Annotated in this window: 16 protein-coding genes; 5 read left to right on the forward strand and 11 right to left on the reverse strand. The window is 60.2% G+C overall.

Going from position 1 to position 22,265, the window contains the following annotated elements; translation table 11 throughout:
- Nucleotides 1-6: 6 nt before the first annotated feature.
- From HRU73_RS09540 to HRU73_RS09590, 11 genes are read right to left on the reverse strand one after another with little or no spacing between them, the layout of a single operon-like run.
- Nucleotides 7-720, reverse strand: coding sequence for a hypothetical protein (locus HRU73_RS09540; RefSeq protein ID WP_287398528.1), 714 nt, complete (start codon nucleotides 718-720; stop codon nucleotides 7-9).
- Nucleotides 717-2,732, reverse strand: a complete 2,016-nt coding sequence (pglZ, locus tag HRU73_RS09545) for a BREX-3 system phosphatase PglZ (RefSeq protein ID WP_287398529.1) — start codon at nucleotides 2,730-2,732, stop codon at nucleotides 717-719. The genes HRU73_RS09540 and pglZ overlap by 4 nt, the downstream gene beginning before the upstream one ends.
- Nucleotides 2,729-5,557 (reverse strand): DEAD/DEAH box helicase, encoded by a 2,829-nt coding sequence (locus HRU73_RS09550; RefSeq protein ID WP_287398530.1) that lies wholly within the window; start codon nucleotides 5,555-5,557, stop codon nucleotides 2,729-2,731. Before HRU73_RS09550 ends, pglZ begins: the two co-directional genes overlap by 4 nt.
- Before the next feature lie 2 nt (nucleotides 5,558-5,559).
- A complete protein-coding gene (locus HRU73_RS09555) occupies nucleotides 5,560-8,334 on the reverse strand; it encodes a DNA methyltransferase (protein WP_287398531.1) in 2,775 nt (924 codons plus the stop codon).
- Entirely contained in the window at nucleotides 8,327-8,986 is a 660-nt protein-coding gene (locus HRU73_RS09560; protein WP_287398532.1) for a DUF8453 domain-containing protein, read from the reverse strand. Before HRU73_RS09560 ends, HRU73_RS09555 begins: the two co-directional genes overlap by 8 nt.
- Nucleotides 8,979-10,322 carry a hypothetical protein gene (locus HRU73_RS09565; protein ID WP_287398534.1) on the reverse strand — a complete coding sequence of 448 codons (1,344 nt, stop codon included), beginning with the start codon at nucleotides 10,320-10,322 and terminating at the stop codon, nucleotides 8,979-8,981. The genes HRU73_RS09560 and HRU73_RS09565 overlap by 8 nt, the downstream gene beginning before the upstream one ends.
- Entirely contained in the window at nucleotides 10,323-12,452 is a 2,130-nt protein-coding gene (locus tag HRU73_RS09570) for an ATP-binding protein (RefSeq protein WP_287398535.1), read from the reverse strand. It abuts the gene before it with no gap.
- Complete coding sequence (locus HRU73_RS09575) at nucleotides 12,449-13,819, reverse strand: SIR2 family protein (protein WP_287398536.1); 1,371 nt, start codon at nucleotides 13,817-13,819, stop codon at nucleotides 12,449-12,451. The genes HRU73_RS09570 and HRU73_RS09575 overlap by 4 nt, the downstream gene beginning before the upstream one ends.
- A gap of 36 nt (nucleotides 13,820-13,855) precedes the next feature.
- Complete coding sequence (locus HRU73_RS09580) at nucleotides 13,856-17,596, reverse strand: DUF6079 family protein (protein ID WP_287398537.1); 3,741 nt, start codon at nucleotides 17,594-17,596, stop codon at nucleotides 13,856-13,858.
- A 23-nt stretch (nucleotides 17,597-17,619) separates the two neighbouring features.
- Nucleotides 17,620-18,075, reverse strand: a complete 456-nt coding sequence (brxF, locus tag HRU73_RS09585; protein ID WP_287398538.1) for a BREX-3 system P-loop-containing protein BrxF — start codon at nucleotides 18,073-18,075, stop codon at nucleotides 17,620-17,622.
- Between the two features lie 10 nt (nucleotides 18,076-18,085).
- On the reverse strand, nucleotides 18,086-19,000 hold the full coding sequence (locus tag HRU73_RS09590) for a WYL domain-containing transcriptional regulator (RefSeq protein WP_287398539.1): 915 nt from the start codon (nucleotides 18,998-19,000) through the stop codon (nucleotides 18,086-18,088).
- A 241-nt stretch (nucleotides 19,001-19,241) separates the two neighbouring features.
- Between HRU73_RS09590 and HRU73_RS09595 the strand changes: the two genes are divergently transcribed.
- The 5 genes from HRU73_RS09595 (at nucleotide 19,242) to HRU73_RS09615 (ending at nucleotide 22,258) form a co-directional block, all read left to right on the forward strand.
- The gene (locus HRU73_RS09595) at nucleotides 19,242-20,189 is read left to right on the forward strand and encodes an anti-phage phospholipase (RefSeq protein ID WP_287398540.1); all 948 of its coding nucleotides are present in this window, start codon (nucleotides 19,242-19,244) and stop codon (nucleotides 20,187-20,189) included.
- A gap of 13 nt (nucleotides 20,190-20,202) precedes the next feature.
- Nucleotides 20,203-21,096, forward strand: a complete 894-nt coding sequence (locus HRU73_RS09600; protein WP_287398541.1) for an anti-phage nucleotidyltransferase — start codon at nucleotides 20,203-20,205, stop codon at nucleotides 21,094-21,096.
- A 175-nt stretch (nucleotides 21,097-21,271) separates the two neighbouring features.
- Nucleotides 21,272-21,631, forward strand: a complete 360-nt coding sequence (locus HRU73_RS09605) for an integrative conjugative element protein, RAQPRD family (RefSeq protein ID WP_287398542.1) — start codon at nucleotides 21,272-21,274, stop codon at nucleotides 21,629-21,631.
- Complete coding sequence (locus tag HRU73_RS09610) at nucleotides 21,628-21,867, forward strand: TIGR03758 family integrating conjugative element protein (protein ID WP_003140997.1); 240 nt, start codon at nucleotides 21,628-21,630, stop codon at nucleotides 21,865-21,867. The genes HRU73_RS09605 and HRU73_RS09610 overlap by 4 nt, the downstream gene beginning before the upstream one ends.
- 22 nt (nucleotides 21,868-21,889) lie before the next feature.
- On the forward strand, nucleotides 21,890-22,258 hold the full coding sequence (locus HRU73_RS09615; protein WP_031754986.1) for a TIGR03745 family integrating conjugative element membrane protein: 369 nt from the start codon (nucleotides 21,890-21,892) through the stop codon (nucleotides 22,256-22,258).
- Nucleotides 22,259-22,265 lie beyond the last annotated feature (7 nt).

Genomic DNA, 22,265 nt, shown 5'->3' on the forward strand with positions numbered 1-22,265 from the left:
CTACCTCTAACGCAGCGCGACAAACTGGTTACTTGGCCCTTCTGACCGGAGGCTCAGGCTCGGGCCGTTCGACACCACATAAGCCAGGGGCCGCGTCAGGGTGAATGGGAACAGCACCGGTAGCGACTGCAGACTGGGGACAGAAACGGGCTTGCCGGCATAGCGCACAGCAGCTTCAATCAGCCATGCCGTGAGCTCGTCGTTGTCGATGGCTGTCGGAGCGAGACGAATGACGCGCTTGCCTTTTTCCACTCGCTCAACGGCGCCCCAGCTCGCTTGGCTCTGGATGACCATGTTGGTCATGCGCCGGGTTCCTTCGCGCTCCCCGTAGGTCTCACTCATGCGCCGATGCACTTCGGCGGATGCGCAATCGCCCTGGATGGCGGACAGGCGGCCCACCAGTTCGGCCACCTTGCCGAAGAACGGGTACGTCGCAACGGCCATGCCCCAGCACAGCGCGGCGACTGGAATGTCCGGCTGCGTCTTATGGATGGCCACGCCGCGATCCGCGTAATCGACAAGTTCGGCGCGCGGCTCTAGCCACAGCCGGTTCAGTACGGTGCGTGTCTTCTTCTTGGCTTCAACGCCAAGTCCGGCTGCATCGAGCAGTGCATTCAGATCATCCAGTCCAGCCGCGCCAGCACGAACATTCAGTGCCGCAGCCGCCCAATCAAGCTGAATGAACCGATCAAAGCCTATTTGAGGGGCTGATGAATTCATTCGGTACCAATCACATATTTGACTTTCACAAAGGGCACGATCAACTCTTCGACCGACACCCCGCCGTGGACCACCACCTGCTCGCCCTCCGGCACAAAGGCAGTTCGTCCGCCCGCGAATAGGGGCATGAAGTTCGCGGGCAGTCCAGCGATGTCCAACCTGACCGTGGTGGGATAGGCCGCAGCGGAATCGGCCAGCAAGTGTTCGCTGCGATAGACCCGAACGCGTTCGCCGCGCGTCTCTGCAATCACGCCCTGGTTGGGCCTGCCGACACCGGTGGACTCGACGTTGCCGTGGTCTGCCGTGAGGTAGATGTAGTAACCCTTGTCCAGCAGCAGCGAGAACAGCCGATCGACGAAGCCGGTCGCCAACCAGTTCCCAATCCACATGGCCACGTCCTTCTTCGATCGCTCCTTGTGGAGCCGGTCGTCCACCTCATCGATCACCAGGCCTAGAACCTTCGGACGCCGGTTATTCAGATCCAATTCCAGTGCATCGAGCTGATTGATCTGTCGCAGCGCGCGGCGATACATCACCTCATTCGGGTTGACGCCTTCGTTCTGCCAGAACGTCTTCCACAAGGACTCCTCCTTGTCCGTCCGCTCGATGGAGTCATCGAACTCACGCGGCTTCAGGCCAGAGAACAGTGCCTGGCGTGAAACCGATGTCACGGTGGGCAGCCATGCGAACGCCGTTCCCTCATCGAACGCAAAGCGCTTCGTGCTGGCGATCAGCCGCTCCCGAATCTGCACCCACTGGTCAAATGCCAGCCCATCGAATACCAGCAGGGCCACCTTCGCTTCACCTGCAGAACGCCGATGCCGCAAGAAGCGCGGAACGTGATGCACCATCACCGGTCCCTTGGTGACGGGCTGCAGGATCAGGTCGGCGTAATGCTTGGCCGCAACCCACGCCTGCAGTCGTTCGTCCGATTGCGCCTGCAGGATCTTGATGCGGTCTCGAATCGCAGGCAGATGCTCGCTGCCTTCCGTGCCGGGCAGACCATGCGTGCGGGCCAGGATCTCACCATAGCGCTTGGCGAACTCGCTCCAGTCCTTGTGCGAAGAGGCTGCTGTTGGGGTTGCCTCGATCAGGCCGTCGATGCCTTTTAGCACCAAGGCCTGCAACGCCGCTGGGTCCTGGACAATGCCGGCCTTGATCCAGCTCGGCATCCCCGCCGGAACGCTGTGCACCGCTAGCGGGTGCAAGCTGCCGTCGAGGAACATAGAGTCCACCAGCACCTGCACATCGGAGTGATCGAAGGGAATCTCGATCTTGGCGACATAGTCTGGCGGTGGCGGCTCCCCTGTGCGCGTGCCATCCAGCCCCAGGGTCGACAGGTAGCGATACCACGCGTCCTGTACCACCCGCAGCAGCGCGCTCTTGGACGCCAGCCATGTAGCGACGGGCTGATCCGCGAACAGCCCCTTGCTCTGAATGATGCCCGCCGCGTGCTGAGCGAACAGAGGTGGCAACGAGCGGTTGGCGAAATGCATTCGCAGCAGCTCGCGCCAAAAATCCACCGGGTTGCGAATGGACCGCGGCGTCAGTTGATAGACGTGTTCGAGGATGAAATCCTTCGACTCGTTCTCACCGCGCGCTGATTGCAACTCGGTCTGGTGGGCATAAAACAGACCTGCAAGATGCTCCTGCTCTACCTGCTGCACAGCGCTGTAGGCCAGCCTGGGGAAAAGCTCCGCAAGGCTGAGCCGCACCACGCGACCGTGGTGGACGATGTCCCACGGCAACTCATTCGCGTCGGCGCTGCGCAGATGCAAGACCAGCGAGGGTGCTGGTCCCGGCTCACCGCGATCCCATGCGGCGCGATACCGCTCCTCGTACTCCACCCGAAACGCGAACGGGTCTTCGTACAGCATCACCTCGAAGCCCCGGTCGCGCAGCTCGGACAACAGCTTCTCGTCGAGCAGCACATCGTCCGGGTCACACGCCACCCACAGCCGGGTGAGGTCGGCCGTGAAGTAGCTAAGAATTCGTTCCGTCCACAAACTCATCCTACCTGTCCTCCGGGCGTCACATCGCCGGAGACGCGCACCATCATCACGGCATTCAAATCCGGCACGCTGGCTTCCATGTCATCGAGGGCCGCCATGCGTGCATCGTGTTCCTGCTGCAGTCGCTTGCGCCGATGCTCGCGCACGGCGGGCAAGCCAATCCGCCCGATTGCCTGACATCTGGCCTCGAAGGCATACAGCGCGCGTTCGCGCCCCTCTTTCAGCCGAGCACGGTGTTCGTTCAGCAGCTCGGTGAAGATCCGCTCGCCTTGGGTACTGGCGGTCGTGAGCGACACATCGAACCACTTCACCGACTCCTCGGCGCCGGTCACGGCGTGCACGTCCACGGTTTCGGTGAGCAGCAGATCCCACACACGCTTTGCAGTCGGCACGAAGGGGCGGCCTTCTTCGTTGACGAACACCGGCAGGAAGCGCTTCCGGCTCAATCCTTCCGCCGCCAGACTAATCTCCCACAGCGACCAGATGCCACGCACCGAGTCGGGCAAACCCGTCACCCGGATCACGGGTAGGGGCTGCCCGGCCACGAAGCGCGGCAGTTCGCTGATCACGGCCCGGGCGCGAGGATCTTCCATCGTCACCCACTCCAGCTCCGGGTTCTCATCCGCCGTCCGGGCGTCAAAGCACGCCTGTGCCGATTCGCTGCCGTCCGCCCACTTCACGCGCCAGGCATCGCCCACCTTGGTTGCCGATCCACCACGCGCAGCCAAACCACTGGTAATGGCCCGCTCCAACCAGAACTGCGCCGGATGGTCACGCCACTTGCGGGCGTCATCGGCGTCCAGGTCGTGCGCTTCGGAAAGCAGGTCGCTGTTCTTCTTCGACTCCGCCAGCGTGGATCGCAGTTGCGACACCACGGCATCGCACTCCTGTTCAATCGCATCTGGGTTTTGCAGGCCGTGGACAAACAACTCGTCGAAGATCGGATCGGCCTCGACCGAGTCCATCACATCGGACGCCTTGTCGACGCCAAACTCCTGCGCAATGACCTCGAGCTTTTCCTCCAGCACCTGGCGCACACGGTGCTCCACCGTGTCTTCGAGCACGAAGTTGATGGCGCGCACCACATGGTGCTGGCCGATACGGTCGACGCGGCCGATGCGCTGTTCAATTCGCATCGGGTTCCACGGCATATCGAAGTTGACGATGACATGGCAGAACTGCAGGTTCAGACCTTCGCCGCCGGCATCCGTCGAGATCAGCACGCGCACATCTTTGGAGAACACCTGCTGGGCACGAGTACGTGCTTCCAGATCCATGCTGCCGTTGAGCGTCGCCACCGAGAAGCCACGGCTCTCCAGATAGTCGGCCAGCATCGCTTGGGTGGGAACGAACTCCGTGAAGATCAGCACCTTCAGCGCCGGGTCGCCTTCTTCCTGCTGCAGCTTGTAGATCAGCTCAAGCAGTGCCTCGGCCTTGGCATCGGTGCCGGCGGCCTCGGTTTCGCGCGCCAGGTCCAGCAGCATCTCGACTTCGGATTTCTCCAGCTCCCAGCCACCGGACTGCATGGCCAGATCCACCTGGGACTGGCCATCGAGATCGGCCCACTCGTCAGCGCTGGTGCTTTCGAATAGGTTCGCCTGCGGCTGTGGCGCATCGAGCAGGGCCTGGCGCTTTTCCAGTGTGGTGCGGATGGCGGCCGTACTGGATGTCACCAGCCGCTGCATCAGGATCATCAGGAAGCCGATGTGGCGCTGCTTGGCCGCCATTGCCTGGTTGTAACCGTGGCGCACATAGTCGGTCACCGCCTCGTACAGGCGCTGCTGTGCGCCGTGGCGCGCCTGCCAGGCCACCGCCTGCAGCCGGGTGACACGCGGCTTGAACAGCGGCTGGCCCTCGGCATTGATGGAGGCACGCTTCTCGGTGCGGATCACGAAGGGGCGCACCCGGTCCCGGCTGACGCTGCTCTCGTCCGGGAAGGCTTCCCGGTCCAGCAACTGCATCAGGCGCATGAACTGGTCGGTCTTGCCCTGGTGCGGCGTGGCCGACAGCAGCAAGAGATAGGGTGATGCCTCGGCCAGCGCGGCGCCCAGCTTATAGCGGGCCACCTGCTCCGTGCTGCCGCCCATGCGGTGGGCTTCGTCGATGATGACCATATCCCATGACGCCGAAATCAGGTCTTCGAAGCGCTCGCGGTTGTAAGTGTTGAGTTGCTCCAGGCTCCAGCCGCGACGACCTTCCAGCGGCTTCACCGAATCCAGTGAGCAGATCACCTGGTCGTGCATGCGCCACAGGTTTTCTTCCTCGCCCGCGCCACCGCTGCGCCACTGGCGGAAGGCTGCCAGCTCGGACGGCTCGATGAACTGGAACTTCTCGCCGAAGTGCAGGCGCATTTCCGCCTGCCACTGGCGGACCAGCCCCTTGGGCGCCACGACCAGGATGCGCTTCACCCGGCCACGCAACTTCAACTCGCGCAGCACCAAACCGGCCTCGATGGTCTTGCCAAGGCCTACCTCGTCGGCCAGCAGGTAGCGGATGCGGTCGCGGCTGACCGCACGGTTCAACGCATAGAGCTGATGCGGCAGCGGCACCACGCTGGACTGAATCGGTGCCAGCAGCAGGTTGTCCTCCAGCGCATCCAGCAGTTTGGCTGCCGCCGTGGTGTGCAGGATCTGCTCCACACTCGGGCGAACGCTCTCCAACGGGGCGAGATCCACCGCCCGAGCACGCACCACCGCATCCTTGGCCGGTAGCCACACGCGGTAAGCGACTTCGCCCCACACGTCCTGCCGCTCGATCACACGACAAGGGGATGCCTGCCGGGTGAACCAGCACCAATCGCCGATGGTGAAACCGCTACTGGCCACGTTCAGATCCCATCCTCGGTACGGGTCAACGCCAGGTCATAGAGGGTGAGCAGCTTCTCGTCCTCTTGCAGCGTTTCCTCGGGCAGCTTGTTGGCGATGCTGATGATGGTCTTGTAATCCTTGGCTGCCCACGCGGCGCGGAAACCGGCGCGCAGCACTTCCAGACGGGACTCCTTGATCTTGCGGCCTGTGAACACCTTGTAGGTCTCGAACTCCTTGAGCAGGGCCTTCTCGCGCTTCTTCTCCAGGTCTTGCGCCTTGTTCGGGTCAGGCACGTACCAGCGGTCCTTGGCCTTTGCCACCAGAGCGGGTGCGCTCTTGTCGAGACCACGCAGGTCTTTGTGGTTCGAGGAGAGGTAGCTGTGGATCTGGCTCGGCACCTCGCCGGTACCGTCATAGCGCAAGAAGTTGTCTTCCAGCAGTTGATCCAATTCCGGAATGATCTCGCCCTTGCGCTTGGCCGAACCAATTTGCGGGATGTACTCGGGATGAATCTCCGATCGCGTTGATGGGCGCCTGAGCAGGAAGTTGGTCAGCCAGTCGATGGCGCTGCGTTCGTCGGAAACGAACAGCTCTGCCTGCTTCACCTGCGGGATACGCGACCGCGCCTTCTCGTATTCGACCAATTGATCAGGCAGGAACACCATGCCATCCATCTCGCGGAAGCGGACCGGCAGCTCGGCCAGAAACTCTGGCGTCGAAATGGGCACCATTGCGCCGTGGCGGATAAACCAGGACGCCATACGATCGTAGATGCGACGTGGATCGCGTTCGACGATGTTCAGAAGCTCCTGCGGGTAGCCAGACGTGACTTTCACCGCTGGTAGCTGCTTCAAGTGCGTCTGCACGAAGTCCCAAGCTGAGTCGACCGTTGGGCCGTCACGGTTGAACCTGTCTTCCAAGCCTCCATTGGGCTTATACGCTGAGATCACCAAATCTTGCTTAACAGCGTTGGGTGAAACAACTTGCTGGAAGCTCAAGTGCACCTTGTCGAGGGTAGTAACTTCTGCGACGACAAAACCCACTTGTTGCAACGCAACCTGTATTGCGTTCCAAACAGCAGCTCGACTATTTGAGAAAACCACTGTCATCCAGCGGCCAGGCTTCAGCACTCGGTAGTACTCCGAGAAGCATTTCTGCATCAAATGCTGATATTCAGGCACTCCCTTGTTCTTCACACGATCAACGATCGCTTCTGGACGTGAATCTGTGGAGACCCTATGCCAGGACTCGACAAGGAAGTTTAAATCTGAGTAGTAAATGTTTTCGCCGAAAGGCGGGTCGGTAAAGACGTAGTCGATACTGGCGTCTGGGATTGGAAGACGAGTTGCAGTTCCAGTGTTGACTGCTGCAACACCTTCTTGTGGCCGGTAATCACCAAACGCCTTCGTCAGCCGCCCGAGCTTTCCATCGAGGATGTACCAAGGACTGCACTCAGCGTGCTGAGACCCAACGTAAAAGACGCCGCTCAGATATTGATTGACCTGGGAGAAGTGTGTCGGAGCGTAGCGTGCCAAAACTGACATGCCCCAAATTGCCTGCTCAACAAAGAACAAAAGCATTTCCCGAGTCCGGGGATCTGGATGCTCATTGGCCCTTCTCCACAGAGCGGCCATGCCGTGAGCCGCACGTGCTAAAAACATGAAATGGACGGCAGTTGTGTTGGTGGTCTTCATCCGACCAACGCGCGTCATTTGGCAGTCTGGCAATTGTGCTGTTGGCAACTCCGCCGGCAGCGGAAGTGCATCAATCCGTTCCAGTGTTTTCAGGTCTTCACTGTCGGGGCGCTTCTTATGCTTCGTCTTTCCGATCTTGTAGTTGATGATGACCGGAACTCGCTTCGGGCGAGTCTCGACTTCACCGGAAGCCGGGTCTACGAAGGACTCGAACGCCAAGTCCATTTTTTCCTTCGTCGACTGCGCCCCGCAGTGTGGACAGGTCAGTTCGTTTGCGACACGCTGAGTTTCCTCATCAAGTGCCGCATCTGTGAACACAACCTCACCCGCGCACGAAGAGCAATTGAGTACCTCGCTCCAAACGGTATATTCGATCCGCGCCTTTGTCTTGCCATCGGAGTGCAGCGTTTCGTACATCCAACCAATGTCACGCTCCACTTCCTTCAGTAGTTTTCCGCCCGCTTTGGAGAAGCCATCAACATCGAAAGGCAGGTTGTAGTTGGCTGCAATGAAGGTGGCTGCTGGCGACAGGTCGTTGAGGATGACGCGACGAGCTCCCCACTTTGGCGCGGCTTTGCCTTGCTTCTTCCAGTCGGTTTCCAACTCATGTCGATAGGATGACGGTGCCAATCCGCACCACTGGGCAGCGACACCGGTCATGCCAGAGCCGCCAAAGCCGTCCAACACAATGTCACCGGGATCGGTGTAATGCAGAATGGACGGGACAATCGCAAGGTGCGGCACCTTCGTGTGGTAGCCGTGAGCCTTGTAGAGCGGGTCGGTCTTACCGACCGATACGTCGATGGTCTGCGGCTCGCGGCTGTACTTCACGCTCGGGTCGTATGGCTTGCCGTAGTGACGCACGAAGTCTTCAAGGAAGGGATTCGGGCACGCGGTGTAGTACGGCGGGTCCGACATCGCCAGGATGGCCTCGTCCGTACCCTGCGGGAAGCCTTCGATCTTGCGGAACGCCGGATCTTTCAGTTTCTCGGCCAGCAGCTTGGTGAAGTGCTCGCGCCGCGCGTGTTCGCTGGGGAATGTCTGGCCAAGGCATTCCACCGGCCCAGAATCTTTTTGTGTAGTGCTGAATAGATTAGTCATTCTTTTCCTCGGCGCTTTGGGCCTTGATTGCCGCGTTCGCAGACTGCTTGACCACGCCGCTCAGGTTATCGATGGATTTTCTGACCCGCTCCAACTCCTCTGCGACAGGATGGTGCGGAACGCTGGTACCCATATAGGGCCGCAGATCCACGTTGGTCTTTTCGCTGTACTTGTTCTTCCCATATTCGTACTCGGCCGACACTTCGAATGTAGGCGGACAAATCGTCGGGGCAGCTCCGACTTCGAAGATTTTGAAGCCCATTCCGAGATCGAAAAGCAACTCCGACATGGGTGGTAGGCAGTCGATAGGCTGCGCAAATGCTGATTGCTTCGCGAGGTTGCGTGCCTCGGCTTTTTCGCCAAACTGAAAGAAGTCTCGATCAAGGCGTAGCCGGAGATTCTGTGCCGGTGAACGACCGACATTCCTGACCAGCAATTGGATGACTGGCGTGCCCATCCGCACCTGCACGGTCACTGCGACAAATGGCCGATTCTGATCAGCCATCTGCTCACGCATTGCACCAACTGCAGCACGGTTGGCGCGCAGAATGAAGAATGTGAGTCCGGCGAACATTGCGGTCAACAGGACGTTGGCCAGCGTCAGCCATTCGGGCAAGTTCGCCGGCATCGTCAGTGAGGCGACATCATTCATTGAGTGCTTCCTCTTCTATTTCTTGATCATCGTCTCGGAGTTCTATGGATTTCTTCGGTTTGATCGCGATGGCTACCGCTTTACCCGTTTCCAGGGTTGCCCGAATGACGTCCTGAAGCACCTGCGACTGGCTGGGCGTCGTGCCAACCCACGCCTTGGACACCACCGTTGTGAACGACGTGTTGTCGAAATGGCGCTTCGCGTTCTCATAGGTAATCCGCAAGCCACCCTTTGGCCCTTTGATCCCGGGGTCGTTCTCCAACAACTTCCAGTAGTCCAGCGGCAAGTACATGCCGGGCACGAGGCCCACGTCATCCGGATTGAATACGAGCCTGGGACAGAGCTTGAGGAAGAACGGGTTCTCTGTCAGACGGAACCCGCCAATGTCCGTATTGGGCGCACATGCCTTCAGCGTGCCGAGCGCGGCATCCATTCGATCGATCTCTTCCTTCAACTGTGTGTCGGGTAGCCGGTATAGATAAAGCGGGATACCGCTTTTCCGATCCGCACGCTCCATTGCCTTGTACTGAACCATGACAAAGCTCTGGTAGGTTTCGTTGAAGTAGATTAGATCGGTGCCGGTTTGCTCTTCGAGCGGAAGACGGTTTGCAAGGATGACGGTAAGGCGCTCGGAAGTTTCTTCGGATTCAAACACTGCTGCGCCGTAGGGGTAGGTCTTGATCACTTCAAAACCGGGCAGGTTCTGCAGGTCGTTAACCACCATTGGGTCTTCGCGCAGCCGGACACTGGGCAAGCCATCAAGAAATGACACTGGCGTGCCATCCGATGGCGTCCACTCCTGAACGGGGTCACGGCTGAGTCCGGCAATCGACAAAGCCGTAAGCAATGCTTCTTTCTGCTGCGCCAAGTTGTCCCTTGCTTTGACGGACAGCCGTTGTATGCGTCTCTCTCGCGCTTGGCTGAACCGTTCCAGCAGAGTGCTTGCTTGGGGTGCGAGTTGGCGAATGGACTCGACAACTGCGGAGAACCCTTTCTCGGTTAATAAGCCACCCGACTCGAATCGTTTGCGCACCGATGCAGCGTTGCGCTTTGGCAAGCGATTGAGAATCCGCCGAATCGACACCGGCTCCGAGAGTTCTTCGGCCTGATCAATGTTCAATCGGCTAAGTCCCGTACCGGCTCGCGCGCCCCGCCGCCCCAAGCCGATGTGAGTCAACTTGCCTGCGCTGACGACAAAGCAGACCAACGGCGCGGTTCGGCTGTGCTGAAAGTCAGCGACAGGCTCGGCAAAAGCGCGCTCTTCGGCGACACATTCGAGGAATGTGGTTATCCGGTCTTTGGGAAGGAGGACGGCAAAGCCGCTTGCCTTGGCCACCTAGGAAGCTCCGCCTTCATCCGAGGCTTCATTGTTTGGAACAGGTGCTATTTGTTGCCAGTCCCCTGCAATCGCCGTCCAATCCACGGTGCGCTCGACAGCTTCTATCTCGCCTATTTCATTCTCTTTCTTACCCGACCATACCTCCCAAAAGTCCGGGTCGTCGGATTTTGGCCGTTGGCTTTCAGGCAAGGCATTCATCTGCACCAGCACTGGCAACTCAGAGGCCCAGCCCAGTAGGATGGCGTGGCGTGAGGGTAGCGAGGGAAGATCGCGTAGCAGACCACGCAGGTTGTCAGGAACCAGCCTGTGCACCAACTCTTGGTCACGGTCGTTGCTGATGCGGTGCAGCAGGTAGCTGTTGCATTGCGAAAGTACCGTGGGCGACAACTCGCTGGGGCGCTGGGATGACAGCACCAAACCCAGTCCGAACTTGCGCCCTTCGCGGGCGATTTTCTCGAAGACCTGGCAACAAATGGCGGCTGAGTTCTGGTTCTCAGCATCGTCCTGGTAGCGCTTGATAAATGTGTGCGCCTCTTCCATCACCAGCACGGTCGGCAATGTTTTTCCATGATTGAGCTGGCGATAACGCTGCAAGGATTCCAGCATCATGCGGGCTATGACGGCGGTGACGATATGCACCACTTCGGCGGGAACCAGCGAAAGATCAATGACTGTAATCGTGCCGTTAGATGCCTGGTCATCGCCGATGGTGTTGGCCAGCCACTCGTGTAGCGTCACACCTTCTGCATTGCCGGTGATGGTTTTCATGCGGCTATCCGACAGAATCGTTCGAATGCGCATGAGCATTGTTTCGACGTATTCCGAGACGCCTAGCAGTTCTGCGTTGGCTTCAACACTGCGCAGTAGCTGGTCGCCGGTAAAGGCGCGGGGCACGTCCGCATCGATGGGCAAGACGTCGGTGTCACTGCCGCCAAAGGCGGCGTGAGCGGCTTTGGTTAAGCCTAAAAAATTATCAATCTCTAGCCTAGTGAAGTCGTAGGTTGGATACTGGCCTGTGCGCGCGTTGGCAAATGTCGAAATTTGGTCTCTTACTGCTGCAAGCGCGATGCTTTCATCCGCACTGAAAGATGTATCGTTTTCCAACCCTTCCTGCCACTTCTTGATTTTTTCAAAAAAGTTTTTGGGGTGCGGAAAGTTGGCCCAAGGGCGCCCTGCACTGCGCTCAATCTGAGTCACACTGACCAGCGTGCGCAAAAAACGGCGCATGTCGTGGCTTGGTGTTGCTGCGGCTTCCACTGCACCATCGCGCACGGCGCGCAATGACTGAATCAATGTCGGCCGTTGCACCTTGGCGCTGGCTTGGGTGAATGCGCTCCACTCCGCGCTGTTCCAGAACCAGAGCGGCACCTGAAGCTGCTCGATACCGCTGTCTGGTTTCGGCTCGACAGCGAACACACGTACCTTGCCCAGTCCATCAAACGCCTTGGCGTATTCACCATTGGGGTCGAGCACAATGAACCGGGCATTGGGGTCTGCTCCGCCACGTGCATGCCGGGCTGCTTCCATCGACCAGCGGATCAAACCGGCGACCGAGCAGGATTTGCCACTGCCGGTGTTGCCCAGCACGGCCAGATGACGACCGAACAGGCGATCGGGGTCGACCTTGACTTCGGCATTTGCGGCCAGCGGACTGATGCCGATTTTCACCCTGCGGTTCTCGCCCGATTCGACGATGGCGCGTAGTTGTGATTGGGTCGGCAACAGCACAGGGTCACCCACTGTTGGGTAGGTTTCCACACCACGCCGGAAGGAGTAGCGCTCCTTTCCAGCGCTCTGACCCTCGTACGCCAGGCCGCCCAGCGGGTTGAGGCTCATTTTGCGCAGCGGATAGGGCAAATCGACCAGACCGAAATCCTGCATGCCCTTGCGCTTGGGGTACTGAGATCGCTCGATGGTGATCCACTCCACCTGTGCGACCAGATAGCCTGCATCACTAGGCACGAGGACATAACCGTTGATACGCGGGAACGGCCGTGGAGTGCCCGTATTCATGGCGAGGTTGTCGGGTGCTTCGATGTCCAGCAGAACCTTGATTTCGTCAGGCGAGACAAAATCGATGCTGCCGATACGTAGGGAATCGGCGTAGGCAAGTGGGGAGAAGCTCATAGCGGATCCGCCCCGTCAAAATCACTACCAGGTTTCGCTGCTGCCGGGCCTGGATGGGCATCTGTGCCGAAACGCTGCTTGAGCAGCTCGCTCATGCGGAAGGTGGTTTTGTCGATAGCGGCCTTGGGCAGGAAGCTTTCGGTCAGGGTTTGTAAATCTGCCAGAGCGGGGCCGATCAGCAGGCTGATCTGCGAGGGCCGTCCCAACTCTTGGTAGGTCTGCATGATGCGGCCGAGCGGATCGCTATAGGCAATCATTACCAGATGGGTGGACGGCACTGTGAGCATGTCGCGGATGACGCGGTTAATGTGCTCGTCACCAAAGCTGTAGCCATAGGTAATCAGCGTGCTGTTAGGGCGGCACACGGCGGCAGCGAGGTCTCGGAACAGTTCCACATAGGGGTGATCCGAAGTCTCCCGGTCCTTGGCGGCATTGGGGTAGATCATCAACTTGTGAGCACTGGCGCCGTTGAGTCCAGGCGCTTGCAGATAAGGCGCGACATCACCGGCGCCGAAGGGCAGCCCGATACGGCGGATGTCCCTATCGGCCTGCACCCAATCCACCGAGCCGTGCAGCTTGGTAAATCGGGCTACTCCCTCCAGGTAGCGCGGTTCGCCGCGAATGCCTGGCGGGTTGTAGTGCATGTCCAGATCCAGCCGCGACGAGCGAAAAATCGGCATGAGGTTACCGAGGAAGCGGTCCAGCAGATGCAGCCCGGCCAGTTCGGCCCCAGCTTCGATCAGTCGGTCGTAGTTGGTGGTGAAGATGTTCAGCCGGTCGCGCACGCCGGTGCGGCTGGCGAAGCTCATCAGGAAGGTGACCAGCACATTGAGCGCTTGCTCACGCTTGTCTTCACCTGCCTTGGCAATACCGGCTTCGCTTTCGAGGATGGACTTGGAGAATGCTTCCAGCGTGCTGGTCAGCTCAGTCAGCAGCGTTTCGGCTTCTGCTGAATTGCCCAGTATCTCTAGCCCTCGCAGCAATTCGTTGGCGACGCGAAGCTGGTCTTCCAGATTACCTGCTTCTCGGCCTGATTTTTGGGCGGCTTCTTTCGCTGCTTTCTCGATTTCATCCTTGTAGCTAGTCAGGGTTGCTTCGCCCATTCCAGCCGCTGGCTTGCCTGTCGCCAGATGGTGTACGGCATGGGTCAATCCTGAGCCAGCAAGCAGCGAAAGATGCTCCGATTGGAATAAGGCGGTCAGCCAAGGCTCGACACGGCTACGCAACTCGTTGATGCCGAAAGTTTGGCTCTGGGTTAGCCAGGAGGCTTCTGCGCCTCCGCAAAGCTTGAACTTGTCGACATCCTCGGCGCTTGCTTCGAAGCAGATAGGGGCGTGGTCGTCCCTGACTTTTAGCGTGTTGCTCATGGCAGTAGCTCCCTGTTCGCTTGCAGAGTCACGGCATCACTCGATCACGAAGCGCAGCTTGGTTGAATCCTTGCCCTTGCAGCGCTCGTTCATGAAGGTGTCGAAGCGCTTGCGCAGATCATCCGGTGTGGCCGGCGAGCCGCCTTGAAGTAGCGCCTGCTTAATCTCGTCGCCCTTGACCGCGATCTTCTCCAGCCCCGACAGTGCTTCCTGAACGGCATTGGCGAACTCGGTGGTCATCGGGTCTGGCAGCTTGCGTGAGGTCAGGAAGGCGTCGATCAGCTTTTTAGACGCAGGCGGCAGCAGACCCAGGCTGTCCTGCGTGAACGGGTCTTCCAGGTTCTCCAGCAGCGTTTGCTGCCAGTTGGCCACCAACTGGTCCAGATCGTCGTCCAGCTTGTGCAGGCGGTTGGCCGCCGGGATCAGCTCCAGCTGCTCGGCAGAGGGGCGGAACTGGCAGTGGGGGCAAACGGCTGCCGTGCCCAGCGTCGGCTCATCCAGCGATGAACAACTCTTCAGGCCGTTGAGCGACTCCTCGAAGGCGGTGAGCTGGCTGGTGGGCATCAGCGACACGCCGGCCAGGACGCGCAGCGCCAGCAGGCGGTCGTCCTTGCGCAGGGCGTTGCGGGTCTTGTCCTCGGCCACACCCAACCGCGCTTTGCTGTGGCTGGCGATGTAGGCGTTGATGTAGTCCTTCTTGAGCTGGTTCAGCGTCTGCCGGTATTCGGCGGCGTGCTCGGCCGTGCGGTCCTGACTCAGCTTCTCTTGCAGCGCCTTGCGGGCGGCCTCGGCCTGTTTCACCCACGGGTGCTCAGCGGGCAACACCATCTCGGCCTGAGAGAGGTAGGACGCCGTGCTGCCCAGCTCGACCACCAGTTCGAGCAGACGCTCGACGGCGGCCAGGACTTCCAGATTCTTTTTCTGGCCGTCGAGGTCTTCCTGCGTGACGCGCAGGTTCTTGAGCTTGCCGACGGTGTTGTACGGCGCCAGCGACTCGGTGAACTTCTTCAGCGCGTCCAGCCGGGCATGCCAGTCTTTCGCTTCCTCCTCGCGCAGCAGGTTCTGGCCCCAGAAGCCGAGCTTGCCTTGTTGCAAGTCGGAGCCCGCCTTGAGTACACGCGGCACCAGAGCGCTGACTTTGTCTTGCAGCTTGATGACCGGCTCGGTGTCGCCTTGGCTGGCTTTCTGGGCCAGGCCAGATGGCAGGTCGAACAACTCGAACAGGACACGCAGTACCGCAAGATTGATTTCCTTGGGTGCCTCGACGTGCTTGAACTGCTTGAGCTCTTCGATGGAGCGTTCAGCCAGCTGTGCCAGCTTGCCGGAGTCGATCCTGTCGCCGGTGATCGACAGCACAATGTCGCCGGAATAGACCAGCCCACCCAGCACAGTGACCAGCAGATCGGGTTCCAGCCGGTATTTGATGGGCGCGAAATACTCGATGTCCGAAGTGCCCGACAGCAGCTCGCTGCGGTTGAGCACCTGGCCGTGGCCCTTGGCCTTGAGGCGGTTCAGCACTTCCTGCGCGTAGCGGGAGTTGGCGGGATCGACGCGGTCACCATCGAGCAGTTCCAGTGCATCCAGGATGGCAGCGGCATCCTTGGTGCGGGTGCCGCCAGCCAGTGCTCGCAGCGCATTGCCCACCAGTTGCTTGCGGTTGGCTTCGGTGACCAGCACCGAGAAGGTGGGGTACTCGGGCGAGATGTCGGCAAAGCGCTGGCCCAGTGCCAGACCAGAGACGATGTTCACCACGTCGCGGAAGTTGATGCGCTCATCCGGGCCAAGTCGCGCGCGGTCGCGCAGGGACACGCCCTTGGACCAGTCCTGCAGCGTCTTGGTCTTGCCCTGGTAGGTGACCTCGAACGCGGTCATCTGTTTTTCTTGCAGCCACTTGCTCATGGACCGCAACGAGTCCTGGGCCTTGGACAGGTAGATGGCCTTCGCGCCACCGCTGGCGGTGGACGCCAGATCCAGTGCCGCCGCGTATTGCGACAGATGGCGCTTGTAGTCCTCGTCGGGCGACTTCAAGCGGAAGAACACCTCGTCCGCCAGGTTGTTGTCGGTGAACTTCGGCTTGTCGAAGGGCTGGATGAAGTAGATGTAGAAGTCGCGCTCGGGCTGGGCCGTGGGCCGGTCATTCGGCGCACCAAAGAAAAGGTAGCCCATGCGTTCGACACGGCGTTCCTGCCACTCGATCTGGTATTGCCAGATCTGGAAGCCGGGATACCGCAGATCGTCGCTGCACTCCATCAGCGCCTTGATGGCGCTGTAGTAGGCGCGGTCCAGCGCATCGTCGGACAGGGCTTCGGCGCGCTTTTCGATCTGCGCGTCGTAGTCGATGTCCTTCTTGAGGTCGAGGTAGTACTGCTCGGTGTCCGGTGCCTTGGAGATGAACTGACCGTTGACGGTCTTCAACACCTCCCGCAACACGGTTTGCACCATCGACAGCAGGTTTTCTGCCGGATCGCCCGGCATGTCCTCCACACCCGGCTGGAACAGGCACAGGGCGTCGCGCAGCTCGGCGGCCGTGGGACCAATGGGGACATGGATATCGCCGCCGGTGGTCAAACGATGAACGGCCAGCGCGTTGATGACCCGCAGCGCCATGGCTTTGTAGGCCGGACGGGTGAACGCCTGCTGCACCCGGGACTCCAGCACTTCGGACACGCGCATCACTTCCTTGATGTTGGGGTCGGCACGCAGCACCGAATTGGTCTTGATGGTGTTCCAGAAGCTCTCATAACTGATGAACAGCGGCTTGTCGGCAGGCACTTCCTGGTCGAGGATGGCCAGCATGGCGGACTCGATGGTCTTGAGCGCGCCGCGCTTCTCGGTGAAGTGGATCTGCTCGAAGGTTTTCAAATAGTCCGGATGGACCGGAAACAGGCGCACGTACTCGTCCATGCGCTCATTCATGGAGCCATAGAACTTGGCGAACGGCGTGAGGTACTCGCGGATCTTGTTCTGCTGATCGGCCGTCTTCTTGAGCAGGCGCGCGGAGACGACGAAGCTGACGTCCTGACGGTCGATCAGGATCTGGGTGAAGCGCTCGTTGACGCGGCGCATGCTGTCGGCGACGTGCTGGAAACGCACGCTGTCAAAGATGGCCTCCTGCACACCGGCGACGAAGCGGAATTTCAGGTGCTTGGTGACTTCGCCGATCTGACGCAGGATGGCCAAGTCCTGGACCAGTTCGTGGTCGCGCCGGGACTGCAGGTACTCCAGGAATTCATCGACAACCAGCAGCACGCCCTGGTCCGGGAATTTCTCGGCGAACGCTGCCATCATCTCCTCGAAGGAGTCCTTGTTGTTGAGCTCCTTGTCGGCGGTCGGGAATGTGTAGTCGACGCCGATCTTTTCGAGGAAACGCTCAAGCTGCAGGGTGATGATCTGGCGCAGCGGCATTTGCAACCCGCCCACCTCGATGCGCAACACCTTGAAGCGACCGGCGATCGGAGCAACCGCCTCGGCAACCTTGGGGTGGCGAATCATCGGTGCGTAAGCAGCGTCTTCGGCCACCAGCGACAGCACCGACATCAAGTGCGACTTACCGGTACCGTAGTTGCCGACGATCAGCACACCTTTGTGATCGACCGATTCGTCGAAACTGAGCTGGGGAACCATGAGCTTGGAGATCCGCTCGGCCATGTCATCGGAGATGACATAGGTTGCGACGAGCTTCTTGGCCTCATCCGGGCGCCCGGCATCGAGCAGCTGAATGACTGACTCGATCTGCTCGAACTGGATCAGATCTCCGTATTTCATGTTCTTGGCCATATGGTTCTCTCTTCCCCGTAGCGTCAAATTTCGAGTACGACCACGCCGTCGCAGCTGTAGTCACGATGTTCTGGATGGCTCATGTCGGCGTACACCAAGCGATCACCGCGCAGCTCGCCAGGCCAGACGGCCACGACGCGCTTGGAATGAGCCAGCCGCCTGACGAGGTCAAGCGGGTTGATCTGCAGGCTGGGCTCGAACAACAACTCCAGGTTGTCGAGCAGCAGCGGGTCTTCAGTACGCTCCTTGTCCGCGATCTCCCGCAGCAGTTCGCCCGCCGAGAAACCGCGCTTTTTGTTCGGTGTTGCCGCGAGCCGGCGCCCCAGCTCCAGGCCGACGTTGAGCGGCTCAATGTTGAGTTTGTCGCCCAGCTGGCGCAGCAGTTGGGTCTTGCCGCTGCGGCTGGGGCCAACCAGCAGGATCAACTTGCTGTTGAGGTCGCCAATTTCACCGATGAGTCGTTCGAGTTTTGCCAGCATGCTCAGACCCTCAGTCCGACTCGGCTTCGAGCCGTTGTTGATCAGGGGAGCGGTAGCCCGGCGCCAGCACGGCATTTCGCACGCCGTAGATGGCAAGGTGGTCCTTCAGCCACAACCGGTACTCGTGCCCGCGCAGGCTGTGGTCGGGCGTGCAGTCCACACTCCATTGGCGAAGGATGTAACCGGCGGTAGCAGCCCGCAGCTTCATCCGCAGCACGCCACCCTGCATGCTGTAGTCCATCTCGGTGATCTCCGGCCGGGGCTGGTCTGGGTGTGGCACCAGCTCCAGCTCGACGATTCGGGTCCACTGAATGTCTTGATCGCTCATCTCGTGGGGCGCCACGGGTTGCCCCTTGAGCACCATGGGGCGTTTGATCCGGGTGATGACGAAGTCCCGGAACTCCTGCGACTTCCGGTCGAACGCGCGGACGTGCCAGCGCAGGCCGTTGTCGATCAGCGCAAAGGGGACAATCTCCCGCTCGGTGCGGCTGCTGGAGATGGAGTGGTACTCGATGCCCAGCGGGCATTCCTGGTGGATCGCACGGGTCACGCTCGCGAGCACATCCAGGTCCGGGTGCGTGAGTCGTGATGGGCTCTCGCTGGCCACCCACGCCTTGAGCCGCATCGGCTCACCGTCGCCGAAGCCTTGGGTCAGCCACGACAGCACCCGCTCCGGTGGGAAGTCGAAGACCGGCTGGAAGTCCGGCCCAAGGACGTAAGACTTGCCCTTGGAATCGTAGTCGATGTTGCCTGGGGCCAACTCCTTGTACAGCGCCAGATCCCTTGAAGCAGCAGCGGATTGGATGCCAAACCGCGACACCAGGTCCTGGCGGCGTATCTCCCCAATGAAGCGCACGCGCAACTCCACGAACGCGAGTCGGTCGCGCTGTGGTTGAGTTAGATCTGCAAGCTGTTCGTTCGACATCCTGACTGGCTCGTTCGGGTTAGCGAATGCTTGTACGGATTATTGCGGAAAGTATATGGTCTGCCATAGAATCTGTCCATGAATCCATTTGGAGTCATACATGCGTATTCTAATGATGATGACCACAAGCACCGCAGCGACGGGAGAGCCTGTGCGGACACTGGTACGGCTTCATGCTCAGGGTTGAGCTGATGATCATCGGCGTTGCCTACGCTCTTCATCGGTGGGGAGGACATTGAAGATGATGGAGTCGAAAGAAGAGTCTGGGTCGTCTGCCTTCCTGCGTGTCCTTACGTTGGACGGCGGCGGCGCGAAGGGCTTTTACACGCTGGGCGTACTCAAGGAAATCGAGGCGATGATCGGGTGCCCACTGCACCAGAAGTTCGATCTGGTTTTCGGTACCAGTACGGGCGCGATCATCGCGTCACTGATCGCGCTCGGTCACGGCGTCGATTCCATCCTGGAGCTGTACCGCAAGCACGTGCCTACCGTGATGTCGCAGAAGACTGCTCCGGCTAGGTCTCGAGCCCTGAAGAAGCTGGCGAGCGAGGTCTTCGGTGATGCAACGTTCAGTGATGTGAAGACCGGCATCGGGATCGTTACGGCCAAGTGGCTGACCGAGCGCCCGATGATCTTTAAGGGCAGCGTCGCGCAGGCGCATGGCCGAGCCGGGACGTTCGTCCCGGGCTTTGGTGTGAGCATCGCAGACGCTGTCAAGGCATCGTGCTCGGCCTACCCGTTCTTCGAGCGAACGATCGTCAGGACCTCAATGGGTGAGGACATTGAGCTGATCGACGGGGGGTACTGCGCAAACAACCCGACGCTGTACGCGATCGCCGATGCGGTCCAGGCGCTTCGGAGTGATCGCAAGGACATCCGCCTTGTGAGCGTTGGCGTGGGCATTTATCCCGACCCGAAGCCCAGCCTGTTGATGAGGCTGGCGAAAAGGTATCTCGTCAGCGTCCAGTTGCTGCAGAAGACCCTGGAGATCAACACGCAGTCGATGGACCAGCTGCGGCAGGTTCTGTTCCATGACGTACCGACCATCCGGATCAACGACTCCTACGTCACGCCTGAAATGGCGACCGATCTGCTAGAGCACGACCTCAAGAAGCTGGGTGTCTTGTTCCAGCGAGGACGGGAGTCGTTCGCGTCGCGGGAGAAGCAGCTTCGCGAGTATTTGATATAGCCGGGGGAAGAAGATGCCGATTCCAGAATCGCAGCTCGAAACGTGGTCCCACCAGGGATCGATCACCCAGTCGAGCAGCACTTACAACACGATCAAGAGCGTCCTGGAGGACAGCACCACGCCGTATGCTGGCAGGAACTTCAAAGTGTTCCTTCAAGGCTCGTACGGTAACGACACGAATATCTACGCCGAGAGCGACGTGGATATCGTCATACGGCTCGACGACTGCTTTCACAGCGATCTCGAATCTCTGTCCGATGACGAAAAGTCGGCCTACAAGCAGGCATTCAGCGACGCGACCTACACACATGCCGACTTCAAGCGGGACGTACTGTCGGTGCTTGAGGGGCAATACGGCTCGGCCGTGAAAGCCGGCGACAAGGCGATCGCCATCGACGCGAGCGGCTCGCGGCGCAAGTCGGACGTGATTGTTGCGACGCAATTCCGGCGCTACTTCAAGTTCCGGTCAGCGAGTGACTCTGAGTACGTCGAAGGCATTTGCTTTTTCAACTCTGCCGGCGAGCGAATCGCGAACTACCCAAAGCAGCACTCGGCGAACCTGACGGCGAAACATCAGGCATCTTCGCAGTGGCTCAAACCTATGGCCCGGGTGTTCAAGAACATGCGCAGCCGGATGGTCGAAGACGGCCTGATTAAGGCCGGTATCGCGCCTTCATATTACATCGAAGGCTTGCTGTACAACGTGCCGAACGAGAAGCTCACCACCAGCTATCAGGACTGCGTGGTCAACGCCTTGAATTGGTATCGGCAGGAGGCATCGAAAACCGACCTCGTGTGCGCCAACGAGCAGTATTACCTGCTGCGAGATGGTTACCACACGTGCTGGCGACAGGCGGCCTGTGATGCATTCATCGAGGCGGCGGTAAAGCTTTGGAACGAATGGTAGTCAAAGGATTGGTTTAACAGGCAACAGGAGCAGCGACGACGAAGAGCTGAGCCAGCGGATCTCAGATCAAGCAACACATCTGAAATACGGTTGACCACCGGTTCCGTTTGATTGCGGCGCGAGCCGAGCAAGGGACACAGCATCAAGGCCATTCGCTTCACTTGGGAATGGCACGATGGGACAGACCAACCGCCGCGCATCCGCATGGCCTTCGCTGGCCGTGCTGCTGGCCGTGTCGCTCTCGGCCCTGCAACCCGCCATTGCCGACGACACTCCGGAGCGTGAGCAACTCGCCGTGCTCGCGCGCCAGCTCGACCTGATCGACCGCCTCGCCGAGCACGCCGCCAGTACCGCTCCGCAGGAACGCGCCCGCTACCACTTCGACTACGCCCGACTGCGCGCAGACCTGAAGCGCGTTCGCGCCGGCCTGCAGGACTACCTCGTGCCCCAGCGCGCCCAGCCGCGCGATCCCGTCCCGCTGGCCGGCGATTACGTCCGCCGCGACCGCGCCGACGACGAGGAGCCGTCGCCATGACGCCCTCTGCCGATCAGGTCGCCGCCTTCCAGGCCAACGGCGGCTTTGCGCCTTCGGCCGTCTCTGCCGTGGTGCTCGCTTTCGTGTTCGCCGTGTTGCTGCTGTGGGGCGTGTGGGCCATGCGCACCGCCTACGTCGGCTGGGCCGAGCACCGCATCACTGAACGTCAGTTCCTCGCCGTCGTCGTGCGCTTCGTAGCGATGTACCTGGTGCTGACCTTCTTCCTCCTCTCCTGACCGTCACGAAAGGCCATACGCCATGAACACGCCACCGACATCCCATCGCATTCCGTCCCGCATCGCCGCACCGCTGCTGCCGCTGGCGCTCGCGGGCCTGCCGCTGTCGGCCTTCGCGCAGGGCCTGCCGACCATGGAAGACCCATCGCGCGGCCAGGGCAGCGGCATCCTGCAGACCTTGCAGAACTACGGCTACGACATCGTGCTGCTGATCGCGCTGCTCGTGGTCGCCTCGATGTTCGTCGGTGTTTGCTATCACGCCTACACACGCTACTCGGAGATCCACACCGGCCGCGCCACCTGGGGCCAGTTCGGCCTGACGGTCGCCGTGGGCGCGATCCTGCTGGTGGTCGGCATCTGGCTGCTCACCAAGGCCACCGGCGTGCTGTGAGGGCGGC

The sequence above is a fragment of the Nitrosomonas sp. H1_AOB3 genome (assembly GCF_015709435.1).
Lineage (GTDB): Bacteria > Pseudomonadota > Gammaproteobacteria > Burkholderiales > Nitrosomonadaceae > Nitrosomonas > Nitrosomonas europaea.

Bases quoted from the DNA above. Each gene is read 5' to 3' on its own strand.
- HRU73_RS09540 (WP_287398528.1), bottom strand. From the start codon at position 720: ATGAATTCATCAGCCCCTCAAATAGGCTTTGATCGGTTCATTCAGCTT.
- pglZ (WP_287398529.1), bottom strand. From the start codon at position 2,732: ATGAGTTTGTGGACGGAACGAATTCTTAGCTACTTCACGGCCGACCTC.
- HRU73_RS09555 (WP_287398531.1), bottom strand. From the start codon at position 8,334: ATGACTAATCTATTCAGCACTACACAAAAAGATTCTGGGCCGGTGGAA.
- HRU73_RS09560 (WP_287398532.1), bottom strand. From the start codon at position 8,986: ATGAATGATGTCGCCTCACTGACGATGCCGGCGAACTTGCCCGAATGG.
- HRU73_RS09570 (WP_287398535.1), bottom strand. From the start codon at position 12,452: ATGAGCTTCTCCCCACTTGCCTACGCCGATTCCCTACGTATCGGCAGC.
- HRU73_RS09575 (WP_287398536.1), bottom strand. From the start codon at position 13,819: ATGAGCAACACGCTAAAAGTCAGGGACGACCACGCCCCTATCTGCTTC.
- HRU73_RS09580 (WP_287398537.1), bottom strand. From the start codon at position 17,596: ATGGCCAAGAACATGAAATACGGAGATCTGATCCAGTTCGAGCAGATC.
- brxF (WP_287398538.1), bottom strand. From the start codon at position 18,075: ATGCTGGCAAAACTCGAACGACTCATCGGTGAAATTGGCGACCTCAAC.
- HRU73_RS09590 (WP_287398539.1), bottom strand. From the start codon at position 19,000: ATGTCGAACGAACAGCTTGCAGATCTAACTCAACCACAGCGCGACCGA.
- HRU73_RS09595 (WP_287398540.1), top strand. From the start codon at position 19,242: ATGATGGAGTCGAAAGAAGAGTCTGGGTCGTCTGCCTTCCTGCGTGTC.
- HRU73_RS09600 (WP_287398541.1), top strand. From the start codon at position 20,203: ATGCCGATTCCAGAATCGCAGCTCGAAACGTGGTCCCACCAGGGATCG.
- HRU73_RS09605 (WP_287398542.1), top strand. From the start codon at position 21,272: ATGGGACAGACCAACCGCCGCGCATCCGCATGGCCTTCGCTGGCCGTG.
- HRU73_RS09610 (WP_003140997.1), top strand. From the start codon at position 21,628: ATGACGCCCTCTGCCGATCAGGTCGCCGCCTTCCAGGCCAACGGCGGC.
- HRU73_RS09615 (WP_031754986.1), top strand. From the start codon at position 21,890: ATGAACACGCCACCGACATCCCATCGCATTCCGTCCCGCATCGCCGCA.